The organism is Demequina capsici, assembly GCF_032102965.1.
In the GTDB taxonomy this organism is placed as follows: Bacteria; Actinomycetota; Actinomycetes; order Actinomycetales; family Demequinaceae; genus Demequina; species Demequina capsici.
In genome coordinates this window covers 620658-638393 of sequence record NZ_CP134880.1, presented here as the reverse complement: position 1 = coordinate 638393, position 17736 = coordinate 620658, and the positions used below count along the sequence as shown (strand labels likewise).

The 17736-nt window shown below is 68.1% G+C and carries 20 protein-coding genes; 7 read left to right on the top strand and 13 right to left on the bottom strand.

From position 1 onward, the window contains the following. Positions 1 to 165: 165 nt before the first annotated feature. Complete coding sequence (locus RN607_RS03085; RefSeq protein WP_313544255.1) at positions 166 to 963, bottom strand: GNAT family N-acetyltransferase; 798 nt, start codon at positions 961 to 963, stop codon at positions 166 to 168. Positions 964 to 1127: 164 nt separating this feature from the next. On the opposite strand from RN607_RS03085, the gene RN607_RS03080 reads away from it, so the two are divergent. Further along, complete coding sequence (locus tag RN607_RS03080; RefSeq protein WP_313544253.1) at positions 1128 to 1355, top strand: hypothetical protein; 228 nt, start codon at positions 1128 to 1130, stop codon at positions 1353 to 1355. Here RN607_RS03080 and RN607_RS03075 read toward each other — a convergent pair. The 5 genes from RN607_RS03075 to ychF form a co-directional block, all read right to left on the bottom strand. Further along, a complete protein-coding gene (locus RN607_RS03075) occupies positions 1313 to 1774 on the bottom strand; it encodes a HEPN domain-containing protein (RefSeq protein WP_313544251.1) in 462 nt (153 codons plus the stop codon). The two genes, RN607_RS03080 and RN607_RS03075, sit on opposite strands and share 43 nt — an antisense overlap. Further along, positions 1767 to 2360, bottom strand: coding sequence for a nucleotidyltransferase family protein (locus RN607_RS03070; protein ID WP_313544249.1), 594 nt, complete (start codon positions 2358 to 2360; stop codon positions 1767 to 1769). Before RN607_RS03070 ends, RN607_RS03075 begins: the two co-directional genes overlap by 8 nt. Positions 2361 to 2469: 109 nt before the next feature. Continuing rightward, on the bottom strand, positions 2470 to 2790 hold the full coding sequence (locus RN607_RS03065) for a HigA family addiction module antitoxin (RefSeq protein ID WP_313545468.1): 321 nt from the start codon (positions 2788 to 2790) through the stop codon (positions 2470 to 2472). Further along, positions 2765 to 3046, bottom strand: coding sequence for a type II toxin-antitoxin system RelE/ParE family toxin (locus RN607_RS03060; RefSeq protein WP_313544246.1), 282 nt, complete (start codon positions 3044 to 3046; stop codon positions 2765 to 2767). The genes RN607_RS03065 and RN607_RS03060 overlap by 26 nt, the downstream gene beginning before the upstream one ends. Before the next feature lie 33 nt (positions 3047 to 3079). Next, complete coding sequence (gene ychF, locus RN607_RS03055) at positions 3080 to 4165, bottom strand: redox-regulated ATPase YchF (protein ID WP_313499773.1); 1086 nt, start codon at positions 4163 to 4165, stop codon at positions 3080 to 3082. A 100-nt stretch (positions 4166 to 4265) separates the two neighbouring features. Between ychF and RN607_RS03050 the strand changes: the two genes are divergently transcribed. Next, the gene (locus tag RN607_RS03050; RefSeq protein WP_313544244.1) at positions 4266 to 4439 is read left to right on the top strand and encodes a hypothetical protein; all 174 of its coding nucleotides are present in this window, start codon (positions 4266 to 4268) and stop codon (positions 4437 to 4439) included. A 70-nt stretch (positions 4440 to 4509) separates the two neighbouring features. On the opposite strand, the gene RN607_RS03045 is transcribed toward RN607_RS03050, so the two are convergent. The 4 genes from RN607_RS03045 to RN607_RS03030 all read right to left on the bottom strand — a co-directional run bounded on the left by RN607_RS03045 (position 4510) and on the right by RN607_RS03030 (position 9886). Beyond that, the gene (locus RN607_RS03045) at positions 4510 to 6267 is read right to left on the bottom strand and encodes a dipeptide ABC transporter ATP-binding protein (protein WP_313544242.1); all 1758 of its coding nucleotides are present in this window, start codon (positions 6265 to 6267) and stop codon (positions 4510 to 4512) included. Next, a complete protein-coding gene (locus RN607_RS03040; protein WP_313499767.1) occupies positions 6264 to 7208 on the bottom strand; it encodes an ABC transporter permease in 945 nt (314 codons plus the stop codon). Before RN607_RS03040 ends, RN607_RS03045 begins: the two co-directional genes overlap by 4 nt. Next, a complete protein-coding gene (locus RN607_RS03035) occupies positions 7201 to 8127 on the bottom strand; it encodes an ABC transporter permease (RefSeq protein ID WP_313499765.1) in 927 nt (308 codons plus the stop codon). The genes RN607_RS03040 and RN607_RS03035 overlap by 8 nt, the downstream gene beginning before the upstream one ends. A gap of 121 nt (positions 8128 to 8248) precedes the next feature. After that, positions 8249 to 9886 (bottom strand): peptide ABC transporter substrate-binding protein, encoded by a 1638-nt coding sequence (locus RN607_RS03030; RefSeq protein ID WP_376784223.1) that lies wholly within the window; start codon positions 9884 to 9886, stop codon positions 8249 to 8251. Positions 9887 to 10164: 278 nt separating this feature from the next. Here RN607_RS03030 and RN607_RS03025 point away from each other — a divergent pair, with 278 nt between their 5' ends. After that, positions 10165 to 11448: a DNA recombination protein RmuC gene (locus RN607_RS03025; protein WP_313544240.1), complete on the top strand. Its 1284-nt coding sequence runs from the start codon at positions 10165 to 10167 to the stop codon at positions 11446 to 11448. Between the two features lie 6 nt (positions 11449 to 11454). Here the strand turns inward: RN607_RS03025 and RN607_RS03020 are convergent, their stop codons facing one another. After that, positions 11455 to 12432: a 4-hydroxy-3-methylbut-2-enyl diphosphate reductase gene (locus RN607_RS03020; protein WP_313544238.1), complete on the bottom strand. Its 978-nt coding sequence runs from the start codon at positions 12430 to 12432 to the stop codon at positions 11455 to 11457. On the opposite strand from RN607_RS03020, the gene xseA reads away from it, so the two are divergent. After that, a complete protein-coding gene (xseA, locus tag RN607_RS03015) occupies positions 12431 to 13768 on the top strand; it encodes an exodeoxyribonuclease VII large subunit (RefSeq protein ID WP_313544236.1) in 1338 nt (445 codons plus the stop codon). The two genes, RN607_RS03020 and xseA, sit on opposite strands and share 2 nt — an antisense overlap. Before the next feature lie 30 nt (positions 13769 to 13798). Here the strand turns inward: xseA and RN607_RS03010 are convergent, their stop codons facing one another. Beyond that, a complete protein-coding gene (locus RN607_RS03010) occupies positions 13799 to 14236 on the bottom strand; it encodes a hypothetical protein (protein WP_313499757.1) in 438 nt (145 codons plus the stop codon). A gap of 101 nt (positions 14237 to 14337) precedes the next feature. Here RN607_RS03010 and RN607_RS03005 point away from each other — a divergent pair, with 101 nt between their 5' ends. Beyond that, positions 14338 to 14604, top strand: coding sequence for an exodeoxyribonuclease VII small subunit (locus tag RN607_RS03005; protein ID WP_376784222.1), 267 nt, complete (start codon positions 14338 to 14340; stop codon positions 14602 to 14604). Continuing rightward, positions 14601 to 15518 (top strand): carbohydrate kinase family protein, encoded by a 918-nt coding sequence (locus RN607_RS03000; RefSeq protein ID WP_313544234.1) that lies wholly within the window; start codon positions 14601 to 14603, stop codon positions 15516 to 15518. The genes RN607_RS03005 and RN607_RS03000 overlap by 4 nt, the downstream gene beginning before the upstream one ends. A gap of 75 nt (positions 15519 to 15593) precedes the next feature. Here the strand turns inward: RN607_RS03000 and RN607_RS02995 are convergent, their stop codons facing one another. Next, on the bottom strand, positions 15594 to 16091 hold the full coding sequence (locus RN607_RS02995; RefSeq protein WP_313544231.1) for a hypothetical protein: 498 nt from the start codon (positions 16089 to 16091) through the stop codon (positions 15594 to 15596). Positions 16092 to 16222: 131 nt separating this feature from the next. Here RN607_RS02995 and RN607_RS02990 point away from each other — a divergent pair, with 131 nt between their 5' ends. Then, positions 16223 to 17620 carry a class II fumarate hydratase gene (locus tag RN607_RS02990; protein WP_376784221.1) on the top strand — a complete coding sequence of 466 codons (1398 nt, stop codon included), beginning with the start codon at positions 16223 to 16225 and terminating at the stop codon, positions 17618 to 17620. Positions 17621 to 17736 lie beyond the last annotated feature (116 nt).

Here is a 17736-nt window from a genome sequence, read left to right as displayed (position 1 = left end):
CCCACACGAGTCTTGTTCTGGTCAACATCGCCCCTACCCCCTGGTACAGCTCGCGTCACCACGTGACGGCACAAAAGACCTGGTCTTTATAACACACATGAATAACACGCATGGGACTCTGGTCCCCTTTATTGGGAGAGCGGCGTGCGCGCGGAGTGCCTGCCGTCAGGCCCCGATGGCGCGTCGCCACACGTATGGCGTGGTGGTCGAGACGCGCACGAGGCCTGAGCGTTCAAGGATCGGACGCGAGAACTCGGTCGAGTCGGAGTGGATCAGCGTCTTGCCCATCACGCGCGCCGAACGGGCCCGCGCCGCAGTCAATGCGCGATAGATCCCTCGGCCGCGCCACTCCTCCAGCGTTGCGCCGCCCCAGATCCCGGCGAACTCCGTGCCTGCCACGGGCTCGAGCCGCCCGGCGCTCACGATCCGACCGTCGTGCTCCGCGATCCAGAGCTCCATGCCGTCGGCCCTCGCCAGGCGCGCGACGACGGCGTTCGCGTAGACCTCCGAGACGTCGTCGCCGAAGACCTGGTCCTGCATCGCGCACATCGCGCGAACGTCCTCCTCCTCGGTGACCCGCCGCAGCGACACCCCGGCCGGCAGATCGACGTTCTGAACGAGCCGCTCGACCTCGCCGATCATGATCGACTCCGTCTCCTCGGCAACGAACCCGTGGGCCCTGAGCGCGGCCGCGAGCCCGGGCGCATCATCGTGGCCCCTCGTCTTCCACTCGACCTCGGTGACCGAGGGTGCCGACTCGAAGAAGGCGCGAGCCTGCGCGACAAGCCGAGCGCTGCCGGCCGCATCGGCCCCACCGAGGTCCCGGTAGGTCACGAATCCGCGACCCGCAGCGAACTCGACGAGGCGAAGCGGCCCCATCCTCGTGACCGCGACTGCGCTGGGCGTCTCAGCGTCCGAGCGCAGCTGCTCGTCGTACGCGCGAAGCAGATCTGCCGTGCTCATCGACGCGACACGCTCCTCCCAGGTTCTGCCGGACGAGCTCAGTCTGCGATCGCTCGTGGGACTCATTGTGACGGGTGATGACGTGTCGCTGACCTGCGCCCACCGAGCCGGTCCAAGACATGCCGCGCGCCCGTCATCGCGGGACCCAGCAAGGTCTGCTGGCGGTGCCCCTCGCCGTGACGGCGATCGTGCTGGTCGGCGTCGTCGTGGTGCTCGTCGCGAACCTGCCCGCAGGCCTCAGCACCGAGACCGAGCAGCCGCTGGTCGATGAGGACGCCTCAGGTCTGCGCGCAGATGCTGGACGGCGGCTACACGTTGAACCTGAACTCCACCGCATTCCGCAGCCGAATCATCTGTCGACGGCTGCTGCGATGATGAGCGCGCACGCCTGAATGATCGCCATTCCCGCCACGATCGCGTCTTCCACGTCTTGGCTCGTCGCCTCGGGGCGTGCGTCCTCGGGATACTCGGTGCTGTTGCGAACCTGTCGCATCCAGTTGAACTCTGCGATCTCGTCGACCGAGTCCGGCATCAGCGCGGCCGCAGCGAGTCCGGTGTTGCGGTGCGCCCCTCCCACGGGTCGTACTCGCAGCCCATGCACTGCAAGAACCGCAGCCAACGCCTTGCGGGTGCCGTCGTACGCGGCAGTGAAGGCCATCGCGACGTCGTCCGTTCCTGCGAGCACTCGCGCCGTATCGAGGTGACGCTGAGCTGTGGCGATCACCGATCGCGCATGGTCCACGTTCACTGCCACTCGTTCAAGACGGCGCGAGGCGAGCATGCGCGAGATATCCTCGGACAACTCAGTCATGCGCCTCGCCACTTAGCAGCTCGACCATGGGGCGGCTCTTCACCGTCGCGAGGAAGGGCGTCGGCTCGGCAGCCTCCCACTCCTCGCGCGAGACGCGCGAGATGCTGACCTCCGCACCGATCCTGGCGGCAGCGGACGACGCGGCTTCAGCAAGGACCCGTCGCGATGCCGTGCCGATCACGAGGACATCGATGTCGTGGGGGAATTCCCCGGACTCACCCGCCCGCCGCGCGGCCCACGAGCCGTAGACGAAGGCCGCCTCCACGCCGTCGATCGCAGCGAGCAGCTCCCGCAGGACCGGCACGGGCCCGTAGGTCGCGGCGATCAGGTCTCGCATGAGCGAGAAGAGTGGATGCTCGATGTTCGCGCGAACCATGCGATTGCGTCCCACGGTGCGGTCACGTAGCACCCCTGCATCGACGAGACGGCCGACCTCCTTGTGCACCACGCCTGCCCCCGCGCCGGTCCGGCGGCCGAGCTCGGCGAGCGAGAACTCCTCGTCGGTGCGACCGAGCGTCTCCGCGAGCAGTGCTCCGGAGACGTCCGACCTCACGAAAGGCGTGAGCACCGACGGCAGATTCTTCACAAAACGTGACGATATCTTCTCGTTAAGAGAAGTGTCAAGGGTGGGCGCTACACGTTGAAGCGGAACTCCACCGCATTCCGTGGCCGAACAACGTCTGCGAGCGAGAACGTCAGGCAACCCGCAACGGCGTGATCGCCGCGACCTGCTCACGAAGCGCGCGACGCTCAAGCCGCAACTCGTAGTGCGACTGCAGGTTCATCCAGAACTCCGCCGTCGTCCCGAAGTACGCGCTCAAGCGCACTGCAGTGTCAGCCGTGATACCGCGCTTGCCGTGGACGATCTCGTTGATGCGACGCGGCGGCACACCGATCGCGACAGCCAACTTGTTCTGGGTGATCCCGAATCCCTCGATGAAGTCCTCCATCAGGATCTCACCCGGATGGATCGGCGGGATCACGCCGTCCTCAGTGGTAGTCGACGAGCTCGACATCATCCGCACCTCCGTCCTTCCATCGAAAGCAGATTCTCCATTGGTCGTTCACGCGGATGCTGTGCTGACCCACGCGATCGCCCTTAAGCAGTTCAAGCCTGTTTCCTGGTGGAATCCGCAGGTCTTCCACCTCAGCCGCAGCGTGGAGCGCCTCAAGCTTGCGAAGCGCGGCACGCTGAACGCGACGATCGATCGCCTTCACGAACTGCTCGTCCCAGATCCGCTCAGCGTTCTTGTCGCTGAAGGATCTGATCACACGAGCATCGTATAACGGAGTGCGTCAATAACGCTAGACGTTAAAGCGGAACTCCACCACGTCGCCGTCGACCATGACGTAGTCCTTGCCTTCCATGCGAACCCACCCCTTGGCCTTCGCCTCCGCCATGGAGCCTGCCGCGACCAGATGGTCGAACGACACGACCTCGGCCTTGATGAAGCCCTTCTCGAAGTCCGTGTGGATGACTCCGGCGGCCTGCGGAGCGGTCCATCCCTTGTGGATGGTCCACGCGCGAGCCTCCTTGGGGCCGGCGGTGAGGTACGTCTGCAGGCCAAGCGTGTCGAAGCCGATGCGGGCCAGCTGGTCCAGGCCTGACTCGGTCTGTCCGGTGGACTCGAGCATCTCCTTCGCCTCGTCCGCGTCGAGCTCGATGAGCTCGGATTCGAACTTGGCGTCCATGAAGATCGCCTTCGCAGGGGCGACGAGCGCCTCGAGCTGCGCCTTCTTGTCCTCATCCAGCAGTCCGGCGTCGTCCGTGTTGAAGACGTAGATGAACGGCTTGGTGGTGAGGAGGTTGAGCTCCTTCAGGCCCGCCAGGTCCAGACCCGCGACCGGGCCGCCCGCGAACAGCGTCTGGCCGGCCTCGAGGATCTCCTTGGCCTCCAGCACCGACGCGAGGAAGTCGGGCGACGCCTTCTTCGCGCGCACCTCCTTCTCGAGACGCGGCACCACCTTCTCGATCGTCTGAAGGTCCGCGAGGATCAGCTCGGTGGAGATCGTCTCCAGATCGCCCGCCTCGTCCACAGACCCGTCGACGCGGGTGACATCCACGTCCGCGAATGCGCGGGTCACCTGACAGATCGCGTCGGCCTCACGGATGTTCGCCAGGAAGGCGTTGCCCAGGCCTTCGCCCTCCGATGCCCCCTTCACGATGCCAGCGATGTCGACGAACGACACCGTCGCGGGGAGCTCGCGCTCCGAGTGGAAGATCTCGGCGAGCTTGCCGAGCCGCTCATCCGGCAGCGAGACGACGCCGACGTTGGGCTCGATCGTCGCGAACGGGTAGTTCGCCGCGAGCACCTCTGCGCGGGTCAGTGCATTGAAGAGGGTGGACTTGCCGACGTTGGGCAGTCCGACGATTCCGATAGTGAGAGCCACGGGGAGCCAGTCTACCGGCGCACAGACTCGCACCACTCGACAGCGGTCCCGGGACGACGCGCACCTCGCCCACCCTTCGGCACGCACCTATCCTGGCCGCATGACGTTCGAGGAGATCTTCGACCCTGGCGTGGCAAGGGCCAAGCAGGCGATGGAGCGGGAGCGGCTGCTCCCCGCGCCCGAGAACGTCGCCGAGGCGCCGCCCGCTCCACCGCCGCCCGACGGCGTGACCATCCCGTCGCTCGAGGATCTGGCGCCGTTCGAGGAGGACTGAGCGCGACGGTGCAGATGCGGCGAGGGCGGGACCGGCTCAGCCGATCCCGCCCTCGCGACGCGTCAGGGTGTCAGACGCCCCACTCGATCCCGGAGCCCGGGATCGCGTCGAGCAGTCGCCGCGTGTACGGCTGCTTCGCGTTGCTGAAGATCTCATCGGACGAGCCCGTCTCGACGATCTTGCCGGACTCCATGACTGCGATCTCATCCGCCACCACGCGCACGACGGCGAGGTCGTGGGTGATGAACAGATACGTGAGACCGAGCTCGTCCTGAAGGTCCGCGAGCAGCTGCAGCACCTGCGCCTGCACGAGCACGTCGAGCGCGGAGACCGCCTCGTCGAGCACGACGACGTCGGGCTTGAGCGCCAGCGCACGCGCGATCGCGACGCGCTGACGCTGACCACCCGAGAGCTCGTTCGGGTAGCGCGCCGCGATGCTCTCGGGCAGCGACACCTGGTCCAGGAGCTCCTTCACGCGTGCGAGGCGTGCGGACCTGTCGCTGATTCCGTGCACCCTCATCGGCTCGGCGATGCACGCGCCGATGGAACGCTGCGGGTCGAGAGACGAGTACGGGTCCTGGAACACCGGCTGCATGCGTCGACGCAGGTCGAACATCCCGCGCCCGGACAGACCGGCGATGTCGGTGCCGCTGATGACGATGGACCCGGACGTGGGCTGCTCGAGGCCAAGGATCATCTTGGCCGCAGTGGTCTTGCCGGAGCCCGACTCACCCACCAGCGCAAGAGTGGAGCCCTTGTGCACCTTGAACGAGATCGCGTCGACCGCGGTGAGCGGCTCCGACTTGAAGCCGCCCTTGCGGATCGTGAAGACCTTGGTCAGGTCCTTGACCTCGATCGTGACGGGTGCCGCCTCGACCTCCGCCTCGTGCGCCTCGTCGTGCTCAGCCGCCAGCTTGGCCATGTCCAGCGCCGGGGCTGCCGAGCCGACCGTGGGCGCCGTGCCGCGGATGCGCTGCGATGCCAGGGAGGGCGCGGCAGCGATCAGGGTCTGCGTGTACGGGTGCTTCGGGTTCTTGAGGATCTCGACGCTCGGACCGGCCTCGACGATCTTGCCGCGGTGCATCACCAGCAGCTTGGTCGCCCGCTCAGCGGCGAGGCCCAGGTCGTGGGTGATGTAGAGCACCGCGGTGTTGTTCTCGCGGGTCAGCGACTCGATGTGGTCCAGGATCGTCTTCTGCACCGTCACGTCGAGCGCCGAGGTGGGCTCGTCCGCGATCAGCAGCTTCGGGTCCGCCGCGAGGCCGATGCCGATCAGGACACGCTGACGCATGCCGCCGGAGAACTGGTGCGGGAACTGCCGCATGCGTCGCTCCGCGTCGCCCAGTCCGGCCTGCTTGAGAACCTCGATAGCGCGCGCCTTCACCGCCTTGCGCTCGGACGCCAGGCCGTTGGCCTTGACGGCCTCTTCGACCTGGAAGCCGACGTTCCACACCGGGTTCAGGTTGGACATCGGGTCCTGCGGCACATAGCCGACGATGCCGCCGCGGATGACCGCCATCTGGCGCTGCGTCATCTGGGTGACCTCATGGCCGTCCACGTTGATCGAGCCGCCCGCGATGAGGCCGTTGCCCGGCAGCAGGTTGATCAGCGCGGTGGCGGTGGTCGACTTGCCGGAGCCGGACTCGCCGACGATCGCGACGGTCTCGCCCGGGTAGATGTCGAAGCTGATGCCGCGGACGGCGTTGACCATGCCGCCCTGCGTGCGGAACGCGACCTCGAGATCCTTGACGGAGACGAGCGGCTTGTTCGCGGACTCGAGCGGCTTGGCCGACACGGCGTCGAGCGTGGAGCTGGCGTTGTCGCTCATCGGCGGGCCCTCGCCTTCGGGTCGAGGGCGTCGCGGATCAGCTCGCCCAGCAGGATGAATGCCAGCACCGTCAGGGTCAGCGCGAGCGACGGCCAGAACAGCGCCATGGGCGCGGTCTTGATGGTGGTCTGAGCCTGGGAGATGTCATTGCCCCACGACATGGTGGAGCTGCTGAGGCCGATCCCCAGGAAGCTCAGCGAGGCCTCCGCGACGATCGCACCACCCAGGCCGACGGTGAGGGTCGCGATGACCGGCGTCAGCGAGTTCGGAAGCACGTGCGAGAACAATGTGCTGAGCCTGGACCGGCCCACCGCGATGGAGGACGTGACGTACTCCAGGTTCTTCACTCTCAGCACCTCCGCGCGCACGATGCGCGCCAGGGATGCCCAGGCGAATCCACCGATCGCGAAGGAGATGGTGAGCACGTTGCGGTGCGCCGACATCACGGACATGACCACGATCGCCGCGAGGAAGTAGGGGACCGAGAAGAAGACATCGCCGATGCGGGACAGGATCGAGTCGACCCGGCCGCCGTAGAAGCCGGCGAAGGCACCCATGGGAATGCCGATCACCGCGGTGATGAGCGTGACGAGGAGGCCGACGCTCAGCGAGGTACGCGCACCCCAGACGACGCGCGAGTAGACGTCGCATCCCTGACGGGTGAAGCCAAGGATGTGGCCCTCGGTCGGCCCGCCGTTGCTGTTGGCGAGCTCGCAGCCGTTGTTCGGCGGCACGTGAGTGAAGAGGGTGGGCCACAGGGATGCGAGCACGACCACGGCCACCATGGCAAGCGCGATGTAGAAGAGCGGACGACGACGCAGGTCGCGCCATGCGTCCAGCCACAGGTTCGACCGGCGCTCACCCAGGCGCACCTGGTCGACCTCGACGACCTCGTTCTCATCGACAGGGGCGACGTAATGCTCGTTACGGGACTCAGACATAGCGGATCCTGGGGTCGAGGACGGCGTACAGCAGGTCGACGAGGATGTTGACGATCACATAGAGCACCGTCAGCACCGTCACGAAGGAGACGACCGTGGGTGTCTCGCCTCGGATGATCGCCTGATACAGCGTGTTGCCTACACCGGGGATGTTCCAGATGCCTTCAGTGATCGTCGTGCCTGCGATCAGCGCGCCGAAGCTGGCGGCGGTGTTCGTGACGACGGGGATCAGCGAGTTGCGCGCCACGTGCACAGGGATGATGCGACGCGAGGTGAGACCCTTCGCGTACGCGGTACGGACGTAGTCCTCGCGTCTGGCCTCGATCACGGATCCTCGCATGAGCCTCATGCCCACCACATAGACGGTGAGTGCGATCACGAGCGCCGGCATGAACATCGCCGCCCAGGTCGTGTTTCCTCCGACCGTGACGGGCACCCATCCGAGCTTGATCCCGAAGAAGTACTGCGCCAGGAACATGGCGACGAACGCGGGCACCGAGTTGAAGACGAGGGCCACGATCACGTTCAGGTTGTCGATGAACTTGCCCTCGCGGAGGCCCGAGATGAGGCCGATCACGACGGAGAGGAAGAACTCGATCAGCACCGCCATGATGACGAGCTTGAGTGTGACGGGGAACGTGGCGGCGAGCACGTCGCTCACGCTGCGGCCCGAGAAGGTCGTGCCCAGGTCACCGGTGAGCACGTTGCCCAGGTAGTGCAGGTACTGCACCAGGAAGGGCTGGTCCAGGTGGTATTGCGCACGCAGCGCCTCGAGCTGAGCGGGATTGGGCGTCTTGTCGCCGAACATCGCCAGGACGGGATCGCCAGGCATGGCGAACACCAGGAAGTAGATCAGGAAGGTCGTTCCCAGGAAGACGGGGATCGCCTGGAGCAGTCGCCTGAGGATGTATCGCGTCATCGGCCGCTCGCTCGTGTCTGTGAGGTTGGCATAAGTGGGTCCATGTTACAGCGTGCGTCTCGCGATGCGGACGCACGAGGGGCCCGCCCCGGCCTGAGCCGGGACGGGCCCCCAGTGAGTGTTACGCCGACTTGGTGATCTCGTAGTACAGCGGCACCGAGTTCCAGCCGAACGTCACGTTCGACACGTTCTCGGAGAAGCCACCGTCAACGTTCGAGTACCACAGCGGGATGGCGGGGAGGTCCTGGAGCAGGATCTCCTGTGCCTGCTGAAGCAGCGCGTTGCGGGCGTCGTTGTCGGCGGTCGAGATGCCCTGCTCGAGGAGGGCGTCGAACTCGGGGTTCGAGTAGTCGCCATCGTTCGAGCCGGCGTCCGTCTTGTAGAGCGGGCCCAGGAAGTTGTACAGACCCGGGTAGTCCGCCTGCCAGCCGGTGCGGAACGCCGTGGTGATGGTCCGGTCGTTCACGGCCGAACGCAGCTCCTTGAACGTCGCGTAGGGGGCACCCTCCGCGTCGATGCCGAGGACGTTCTTGATCGAGTTCGCCACAGCGTCGACCCAGGCCTGGTGGCCGCCGTCCGAGTTGTAGGCGATGCCGAACGTGCCGTCCCACGGGCTGATGGCGTCAGCCTCGGCCCAGAGCTCGACAGCCTTGTCCGGGTTGTAGGACAGGACGTCGGCGCCGGTGAGCGTGTCGCTGAAGCCGTCCACGACGGGCGACGTGAAGTCGGACGCCGGGGTGCGGGTGTCGTTGAAGATCACGTTCGTGATCGTCGGGCGGTCGATGGCCATCGACAGCGCCTGGCGACGGAGCTTGCCCTCCTCGCCCGAGAAGTGCGGGAGCGACTCCGGGATCGTGAAGGACTGGAAGATCGCGGCGGCCTGGTTGACCGCGCGGTCGCCGAGCTCGGTCTGGTACGTCGCGAGCGACGAGTCCGGGATGCCGTCGATGACGTCGACGTTGTTCTGCAGCAGGTCGGCGTACGCCGCGTCCTGGGAGGCGTAGAACACGAAGGTCACGCCGCCGTTCTGCGGGGTGCGGCCACCCTTGTAGTCAGGGTTGGTGACCAGGTCGATCTGGACGTTGTGCTGCCACGCGCCATCGCCAGCGAGCATGTACGGTCCGTCACCGATCGGGTTCTCGCCGTAGGCCTCGGGGTCGTCGTAGAACGCCGTGGGCAGCGGCATGAACGCCGTGTAGCCGAGACGCTGCGCGAAGTCGGCAGCCGGCTTGTTCAGGTGGATCGTGAAGTTGAGGTCATCGGTGACATCGATGTTCAGCGCCGAGTCCTCGTCGTACGAGAAGCCGTCGATGTCCTCGAAGTAGTACGAGTTCAGGTAGGCGTTCGACGCCTGCGCGGTGTAGTTCCACGCGTCGACGAAGGACGAGGCGGTGACCGGCTCGCCGTTGGTGAACGTCCAGCCGTCCTGCAGCGTGACATCAACCGTCATCGCGTCGTCGGAGACGACGATGCTCTCGGCGACCTCGTTGTGGACGGCGCCGGTGGCGTCGTAGTAGACCAGACCCGCGAAGATCGAGTCCAGGATCTTGCCGCCGCCGGTCTCGTTGGTGTTGCCCGGGATGAGCGGGTTCTCCGGCTCGGAGCCGTTGGTCATGATGATGGCGCTGCTCGAACCGCTACCGGCGGTCTCCGACGTGGATGGCGACGTGTCGCCCCCGTCGCTCGAGCAGGCGGTCAGGGCGAACATGGCCACACCGATGGTGGCGATGCTGCCGAGAACGGCCTTCTTGGAATTCACTGGATCCTCCTATGCGTCCGGTCTCCCGGACCTTGGATGGTGGCCCGCACGGTTCCAGCGCGGACACTGTTTCGCCACGGTCGATGACCATGGCGGTGGCAAAAGGTTAGGCGCGCGTTTGTTGCGATCTTGTTGCATGGGTGGGGGCTCACACCGATTGTGCCCAAAATGTGACCCAAGGAACAGGTTTCCGTGACGAATCGGCGGTATGCGCCGGAAATCGGCACCGACCTCGGGTTTTCTGCGCCGATGTCAGCCCTCCGTGCCACAGTGACCGCATGACAGAGGTTCTCCTGGTCCTGGCAGGCGCCGCGTTCGGCGCGCTCATCGGCTGGCTGGCGTCCCGTGCGTCGGGATCGGCGAGCCTGGCGCGGCTCAAGGCGGAGCTCGCCGCCGCCGAGCGCCGCGTCTCGGACCAGCAGCGCGCGCACGACGCCTATGCGGCGCAGGTCCGTGGAGACCACGACACGTTGCGGCAGGAGTTCCAGGCGCTGTCCGCCCAGTCGTTGCAGGCGTCCCAGGAGGCGCTGCTCCGAGTGGCCCAGGAGCGTCTCAGCCGGGATCGGGCTGTCGCCGACGCGGAGCTCGCACGGAGGGAGCAGGCGGTGCGCCAGCTCGTGGAGCCCATGGCCAAGGCATTGGACGACGTCAGACGGCAGACGAGCGAGGCGGACCTGGCGCGAGCGGAGGCTCAGGCGCAGCTGGCTCAACAGGTCAGGCACATGCTCGATGCGTCGGCCCAGCTCGGACGCCAGACGGAGAGCCTGCGCAGCGCGCTGCGCCGCCCAGAGGTCCGCGGCCGCTGGGGCGAGCTTCACCTGCGCAGGGTCGTGGAGGTGGCGGGACTCGTGAACGGCGTCGACTTCGACGAGCAGGAGTCGGGCACCGCCCCCGACGGCAGCCGCCTGCGGCCCGACATGATCGTCACGCTCGCGGGCGGCCGGCGGATCGTGGTGGACGCCAAGACACCGCTGGACGCCCTGCTCGACGTCGACGGGGACCCTGAGCGTGCCGAGGAGCACGCAGCCCGCCATGTGCGCAATGTGCGGCTGAGGGTGAAGGAGCTCAGCTCGAAGGCGTACCGCGAGCAGTTCGGCAGCGAGATCGACTTCTCGGTGCTCTTCCTGCCGGCGGAGTCGTTCCTGCAGGTGGCGACGGAGCGGGATCCGCAGCTGCTCACGGACGCCTATGAGGCGGGCGTCATCATCGCGACGCCCACAGTGCTCGTCGCGATGCTCCGCACCGTGGCACACACCTGGAAGGCGGAGGCTCTCGCCAAGAATGCGAAGGAGGTGCTGCAGACGGGCCAGGAGCTGTACAAGCGGCTGAGCACCATGGGAGAGCACCTTGCCCGCGTGGGAAAGGCGATCGACCAGGCGGGCGACGCCTACAACAAGACGATCGGCTCGCTGGAGCGCCAGGTGCTCCCGCAGGCGCGGCGCTTCGCCGCCCTGCAGCAGATCGACGCGGACCTCGAGACGCGAGAGGTCGAGACCGCCGTGCGAGCCATCAACGCACCTGAGCTGCTCGACCCGACGTTCGACGCGCAGAACGCGCACTGACCGGTGTCAGGCGCGCGAGGCCGCCTCCTTGGCCTTGAGGTCGGCACGGATCTCGCGCGGCAGCGAGAACATCAGGTCCTCGGTCGCCGTCCGTACCTCTTCCACGGTCTCGTACCCGCGCCCGGCGAGGGCATCGAGCACGTCGCGCACCAGGATCTCGGGGACCGAGGCACCCGACGTCACGCCGACCGTCGAGACTCCGTCGAACCAGGAGTCCTCCAGCTCCGTAGCGCGATCGATACGGTACGACGACCCCGCGCCCGACTGCAGCGCGACCTCCACCAGCCGGACCGAGTTCGACGAGTTCGCGGAGCCGACCACGATCACAAGGTCCGCCTGCGGCGCGATCTTCTTCACCGCGACCTGGCGATTCTGCGTCGCGTAGCAGATGTCGTCGCTGGGCGGATCCTGCAGATTCGGGAACCGCTCGCGCAGCCGCCGTACCGTCTCCATCGTCTCGTCCACCGACAGAGTGGTCTGCGACAGCCACACCACGTTGTCAGGGTCGGGAACCTCGAGACCGTCCACGTCGTCGGGCGAGTTCACCACGATCGTGTGCTCGGGGGCCTCACCGGCGGTGCCCTCGACCTCCTCGTGACCGGAGTGACCGATCAGCAGGATGGTCTGATCGCTCTTCGCGAAGCGCACCGCCTCCTTGTGCACCTTCGTCACGAGCGGGCAGGTCGCGTCGATCGTGAGCAGGCTCCGCGCGTCGGCCGCGTCCCTGACCGCAGGCGACACGCCATGCGCCGAGAACACCACGCGAGCGCCCTCGGGCACCTGGTCAGTCTCATCCACGAAGATCGCGCCGCGCTCGCTCAAGGTCTCCACGACATACTTGTTGTGGACGATCTCCTTGCGCACGTAGATCGGCGAGCCATGCAGCTCCAGGGCCTTCTCGACGGCGATCACCGCTCGATCCACTCCCGCGCAGTAGCCTCTCGGCGCGGCAAGCAGGACCTTCTTCGCTGTGGTGGCGGGCATGCTCTTCATCCTACGTGGCAGGCTGGTGGCCGTGAGCGGCGCTGACGTCTTCCCCCAGGACAACGACCAGACCAGGGCGACTCTTCCTGACACGGCCGCTGACACGAGCGCCGAACGGCCCTGGCCCGTGCGGCACCTCTCCCCCAAGATCGGCGAGTACATCGCCCGCATGTCGCCGGTATGGGTCGAGGGGCAGGTGTTGGGCGTCAAGAGATGGCGCGACCTGGTCTTCCTCACGCTGCGCGACACGGACGAGAACATGTCGCTCGGCGCAACCCTGCCCGCCGCCGCCGTCGAGGCGCTCGGAGTGCCGCTCGAGGACGGTGCACGGATCGTGATCCACGCGAAGCCCCAGTGGTGGACCAAGTCCGGCGCCCTTCAGATGCGCGGCAAGGAGGTGCGCACCGTCGGCCTCGGCGACCTTCTCGCCAGGATCGAGATGCTCAAGTCCGCGCTCGCTGAAGAAGGCCTCTTCGCCGCCGAGCGCAAGGTGCCGCTGCCGTTCCTGCCGAGGGTCGTGGGCCTGGTGTGCGCCACCCAGGGAGACGCGGAGCACGACGTGGTGGAGAACGCGCAGCGCCGGTGGCCCGCCGTGCAGTTCGAGATCCGCCGCGTCACCGTCCAAGGACCGCGCGCCGTGCCCGAGGTCGTCGCAGCCATGCGTGAGCTCGACGCGCGTGACGACGTCGACGTGATCGTCGTCGCCCGCGGGGGCGGGGCGCTGGAGGATCTGCTCGCGTTCAGCGACGAGGCGATGGTGCGCGCCGCCGCGGCCGTCGTCACGCCGTTGGTGAGCGCGATCGGGCATGAGAAGGACTCGCCGCTCCTGGACCTCGTCGCCGACTGGCGCGCGTCGACTCCCACGGACGCGGGCAAGCGCGTGGTTCCCGACGCGGCGCACGAGCGTCGCGAGGTGATCCGCGCGCGCGCCACCATGCGCGCGGCCGTCACCACCCGCCTCGACCGAGAGGCGCGAGGCCTGTCCTCTTTCCGGACCCGTCCCGTGATGGCTCACCCAAGGCGCATGCTCGACCCGCATCGCGAGCGGCTGGCGGCCCTGCATCTCGCGTCAGGCCGAGCGCTCGTCGACATCCTGTCCACCGCGGACGCACGCACGCGCGAGCTTGCTGCCAGCCTGCGGGCGCTCAGTCCCCAGTCCACGCTCGACCGGGGCTACGCCGTGGTCCGCGATGCCGACGGCGCGGTGGTGCGCGACGCGGCGCTCCTGGACCCGGGTGACCAGCTCCTGGTACGGGTCGCGCGCGGAACGTTCGTCGCGTCGGTGGACGACGTCGACCTCGACGACCAGGCGCTCGAGCCGTTCAGCGCCGGCTGAAGCTCTGCGCGGGACTCAGCCGCGCAGGACTCAGCCGCGCGGCATGGAGAGGCGCGCGAGCATCCCCCGTGCGCCTCCCTCCGCGGCGATACGCCGACGCGCCACGAGCGCCACATCCTTGTCGCGGCTGCGCGACAGCTTTCCGAGCACCTCCCGTCCGAGCGACGGGTTGCCCGCGAGGGCCATCCGCACCTCCACCCGCTTGTCCTGCGCGAGCTGCTCGTGGATGTCCTCCGGCATATCGGGCCGCGGATTGCGCGCCACCCCCGCGCGCACCGTCGTCGCCTCGTCCGATGCGAGTCGAAGCAGAGCAAGCACCGACGTGCCGGGATGCGCGGCGACCGCGGCCCTCACCAGTGCCTCCTCATGCACCGACAGACGCGACAGCTCGGCGTCGCTCACGCCGTCGTCGAGCATCTGGCGCACCCGCGCGAGCGCGGTCTCCTGCGTGTATCCGTCGCTGAACATCTCTCACTCCGTTGTGAGTCGTGTACGTCCCCGCTTCCCTCCGCGATCGACGTTCCTCCAAGGTGCAGCAGCGGTCGTCGTCGACGCGCTACGGTGGCCTCGTGCCGAACAATACCGACGATGTGGCCGGGATGACATACGAGGACGCCCGCGATGAGCTGATCGCCATCGTCGCTCGTCTCGAGGCCGGCCAGGCGACCCTCGATGAGTCCCTCGGGCTCTGGGAGCGCGGCGAGGCCCTCGCCGCCCGCTGCCAGGAGCTCCTGGATGGCGCGGGCGAGCGCATCGCGGCCGTCCGCGGCGAGGACGACGACATGGCCGACGCGGGTGTCGTCGGCGTGGTCCCTGCCGACGGGGACGACGAATGAGCGGCCACGCGCTGGTGATCGGCGAGGCACTGATCGACGCCGTCCATCGTGCGGACGGCTCGGTGCAGAGACACCCCGGCGGCTCCCCTGCGAACGTGGCGATCGGGCTGGCACGGCTGGGCCGCGACGCCGAGCTCCTGACGTGGTTGGGCAAGGACGACGACGGCGCACTGGTCGTCGACCACCTCGAGGGATCCGGGGTCGCGCTGTGCGAGGGCTCGCAGGATGCGCCGGCCACCTCGGTCGCGACCGCGACGCTCGACGCGAGCGGGGCCGCTGCCTACGACTTCGCCCTCGAGTGGGCCCTGAGCGCTGACGCGGTCACCCGGCCCGAGCCGCTCGTGGTGCACACCGGGTCCATCGCCGCGGTGCTGCAGCCTGGTGCCGACGCCGTCCTGACGTTGATGGCGTCGTCGCGGGAGACCTCGACCGTCACCTACGACCCGAATGCGAGGCCGTCGCTCATGGGCGAGCCGGCGACGGCGCGCGCAGCGGTGGAGCGCGCGGTGCGCCTCGCCGACGTCGTGAAGGTCTCCGACGAGGACATCGAATGGCTCGCGCCCGGCGAGGGCGTGGACCGGGTCGCGCAGGCCTGGCTGGCGCTGGGCCCCGCGATCGTCGTGGTGACCCGCGGGGGCGAAGGCGCCACCGCGTGGACCCCTGAGGGCCGTGTGGACGTGCGGGCACCGAAGGTCACCGTGGCGGACACCGTCGGTGCGGGCGACTCCTTCATGGGCGGGCTGATCGACGGACTGTGGGGCGCGGGTGTTCTCGGGGCGCCACAGCGGCAGGCACTGCGGTCGCTCGACCTGGACACCGTCTCGGCAGTGCTGGAACGCTGCGCACGGATCGCCGCGATCACCGTCTCGCGCGCGGGCGCGAACCCGCCGACGCTGGCCGAGCTGGACGCCTGACCGCTCGCCGCCGATTCACGCAGACCCGGCGTCGACCGATCACCGGCCACGGACGTCGGCCGCGCTGAGAGATGGTCAGCGGGCCGGCTTGAAACCTCGCACCGGCGCCTGCCTGGTAGGACGCGCATCGTCCCCGACGGCGAGTCGCAGCGCGACCACCGGCTGCGCGGCGTCGTACGCGTGATCGACATCCATCCGCTCGACCGCCGCGGCGCAGACCGGACCAGGCGAGCGCAGCGCGAGCCGCTGGAGCGCATCGACCGGGGTCGCTGGATTGCCGACGAGCGCGAGCCGGACGCTGACATCGGTGTCCTCAGCGAGCGCGTCCATGAGGGCTCGCGAGCGCCCGACGCCAGGGTTCGCCGCGAGCGCCGCACGCACCTGCGGTGAGCGGTCGGTGCCGAGCCTCAGCATCGTGGGCAGCGGGAGGTCCACCCTCGCCGCGATCCCTGCACGCACCGACCGCTCGCGCGAACGCGCGAGCTCCGTCATCTCCTCCGCGGTGAGTGCGGCCTCCGACGCGGCGTCCTCCGCCAGCCGTCGGCGCAGTACCGTGCGCCATCCTCGGGCCACAGGCCCCCCTTCCACCAAGAACGTGCCCGCCCCCACGCGCGCCTCTCCTGCTCAGGCTTCACCTTACGTGGCACATGATGACGTGGAAACCATCGGCGGGTGCTGTGATTCTGTGAGGGTCCACTGCAACAATGGTCGCCATGACGACGGAGTTCAGGATCGAGCACGACACGATGGGAGAGGTGCGGGTCCCCGCCGACGCCCTCTACCGTGCACAGACGCAGCGGGCCGTGGAGAACTTCCCCATCTCGGGCGTGAGGCTCGAACGGCGTCACATCGAGGCGCTGGCGCGGGTGAAGAAGGCCGCGGCGCTCGCGAACGCGGAGCTCGGCGTCCTGGAGGCAGAGGTCGCCGCCGCGATCGTCGCCGCCGCGGACGAGGTGGCCGCCGGGCGCCATGACGCGCACTTCCCTGTCGACGTCTTCCAGACCGGCTCGGGCACGTCGTCGAACATGAACATGAACGAGGTGGTCGCCACCCTGGCGACGCGCGCTCTCGGTCGGGATGTCCATCCGAACGATCACGTGAACGCCTCCCAGTCGTCGAACGACGTGTTCCCCACCTCGGTGCACGTGGCGGCGTCGGCGACCGTGGTCCACGACCTGGTCCCGGCCTTGAGCGCTCTCGCCGAGGCGCTCGAGGCGAAGGCGGTGCAGTTCGCCGACGTCGTGAAGTCCGGCCGCACGCACCTCATGGACGCGACGCCGGTCACGCTCGGTCAGGAGTTCGGAGGCTACGCGGCGGCCATGCGGCTCGGCGTGGAGCGGCTGCTCGTCGCGCTTCCCCGTGTGGCGGAGGTGCCGCTGGGCGGGACGGCCGTCGGCACGGGGATCAACACCCCCGCGGGCTTCCCCCAACGGGTGATCGCGCTTCTCGCCGAGGACACCGGCCTGCCGATCACCGAGGCACGGAACCACTTCGAGGCGCAGTCGGCACGCGACTCGCTCGTCGAGCTGTCGGGCGCGCTGCGCACGATCGCGGTGAGCCTCACGAAGATCTGCAACGACCTGCGGTGGATGGGATCCGGCCCGAACACGGGGCTCGGGGAGATCGCGCTCCCGGACCTCCAGCCGGGCTCGTCGATCATGCCCGGCAAGGTCAACCCTGTGGTCCCCGAGGCCGTGCTGATGGTGTGCGCACGCGTGATCGGGAACGACGCGACCGTCGCGTGGGCGGGCGCGTCAGGCGCGTTCGAGCTGAACGTGCAGATCCCGGTGATGGCGCTCGGCACGCTCGAGTCGATGCGACTGCTGACCCACGCGGTCGAGGTCCTTCGCGAGCGCACGGTGGTCGGCATCGAGGCGAACGTGGACCGCGCCCGCTTCCTGGCCGAGGCGAGCCCCAGCATCGTGACTCCCCTGAACCGGGTCATCGGCTACGAGAACGCGGCGAAGATCGCGAAGCACTCGGTCAAGCAGGGTGTGACGGTGCGTGAGGCCACGATCGACCTGGGGTTCGTGGACCGCGGAGAGATCACGCTTGATCAGCTCGATGCCTTGCTGGACGTCACGACCATGACGGGGCGCTGAGCGGCGTACCTCCTGGTCAGGCGCTGACCTGACCTGCAGCAGGGACCTTCGTCCCGGTCGCGGGTAGGATCAGAGCATCACCACGCGCAGCTGCGGGTCTCACGCAGCGGGAACAA

Coding starts and splice junctions, on each gene's coding strand:
- RN607_RS03025 (WP_313544240.1), top strand. CDS start 10,165: ATGACAGAGGTTCTCCTGGTCCTGGCAGGCGCCGCGTTCGGCGCGCTC.
- RN607_RS02990 (WP_376784221.1), top strand. CDS start 16,223: ATGGTCGCCATGACGACGGAGTTCAGGATCGAGCACGACACGATGGGA.
- RN607_RS03045 (WP_313544242.1), bottom strand. CDS start 6,267: ATGAGCGACAACGCCAGCTCCACGCTCGACGCCGTGTCGGCCAAGCCG.
- RN607_RS03085 (WP_313544255.1), bottom strand. CDS start 963: ATGAGCACGGCAGATCTGCTTCGCGCGTACGACGAGCAGCTGCGCTCG.
- RN607_RS03035 (WP_313499765.1), bottom strand. CDS start 8,127: ATGACGCGATACATCCTCAGGCGACTGCTCCAGGCGATCCCCGTCTTC.
- RN607_RS03075 (WP_313544251.1), bottom strand. CDS start 1,774: ATGACTGAGTTGTCCGAGGATATCTCGCGCATGCTCGCCTCGCGCCGT.
- RN607_RS03040 (WP_313499767.1), bottom strand. CDS start 7,208: ATGTCTGAGTCCCGTAACGAGCATTACGTCGCCCCTGTCGATGAGAAC.
- xseA (WP_313544236.1), top strand. CDS start 12,431: ATGCTCTTCATCCTACGTGGCAGGCTGGTGGCCGTGAGCGGCGCTGAC.
- RN607_RS03065 (WP_313545468.1), bottom strand. CDS start 2,790: ATGTCGAGCTCGTCGACTACCACTGAGGACGGCGTGATCCCGCCGATC.
- RN607_RS03000 (WP_313544234.1), top strand. CDS start 14,601: ATGAGCGGCCACGCGCTGGTGATCGGCGAGGCACTGATCGACGCCGTC.
- RN607_RS03020 (WP_313544238.1), bottom strand. CDS start 12,432: ATGCCCGCCACCACAGCGAAGAAGGTCCTGCTTGCCGCGCCGAGAGGC.
- RN607_RS03050 (WP_313544244.1), top strand. CDS start 4,266: ATGACGTTCGAGGAGATCTTCGACCCTGGCGTGGCAAGGGCCAAGCAG.
- RN607_RS03010 (WP_313499757.1), bottom strand. CDS start 14,236: ATGTTCAGCGACGGATACACGCAGGAGACCGCGCTCGCGCGGGTGCGC.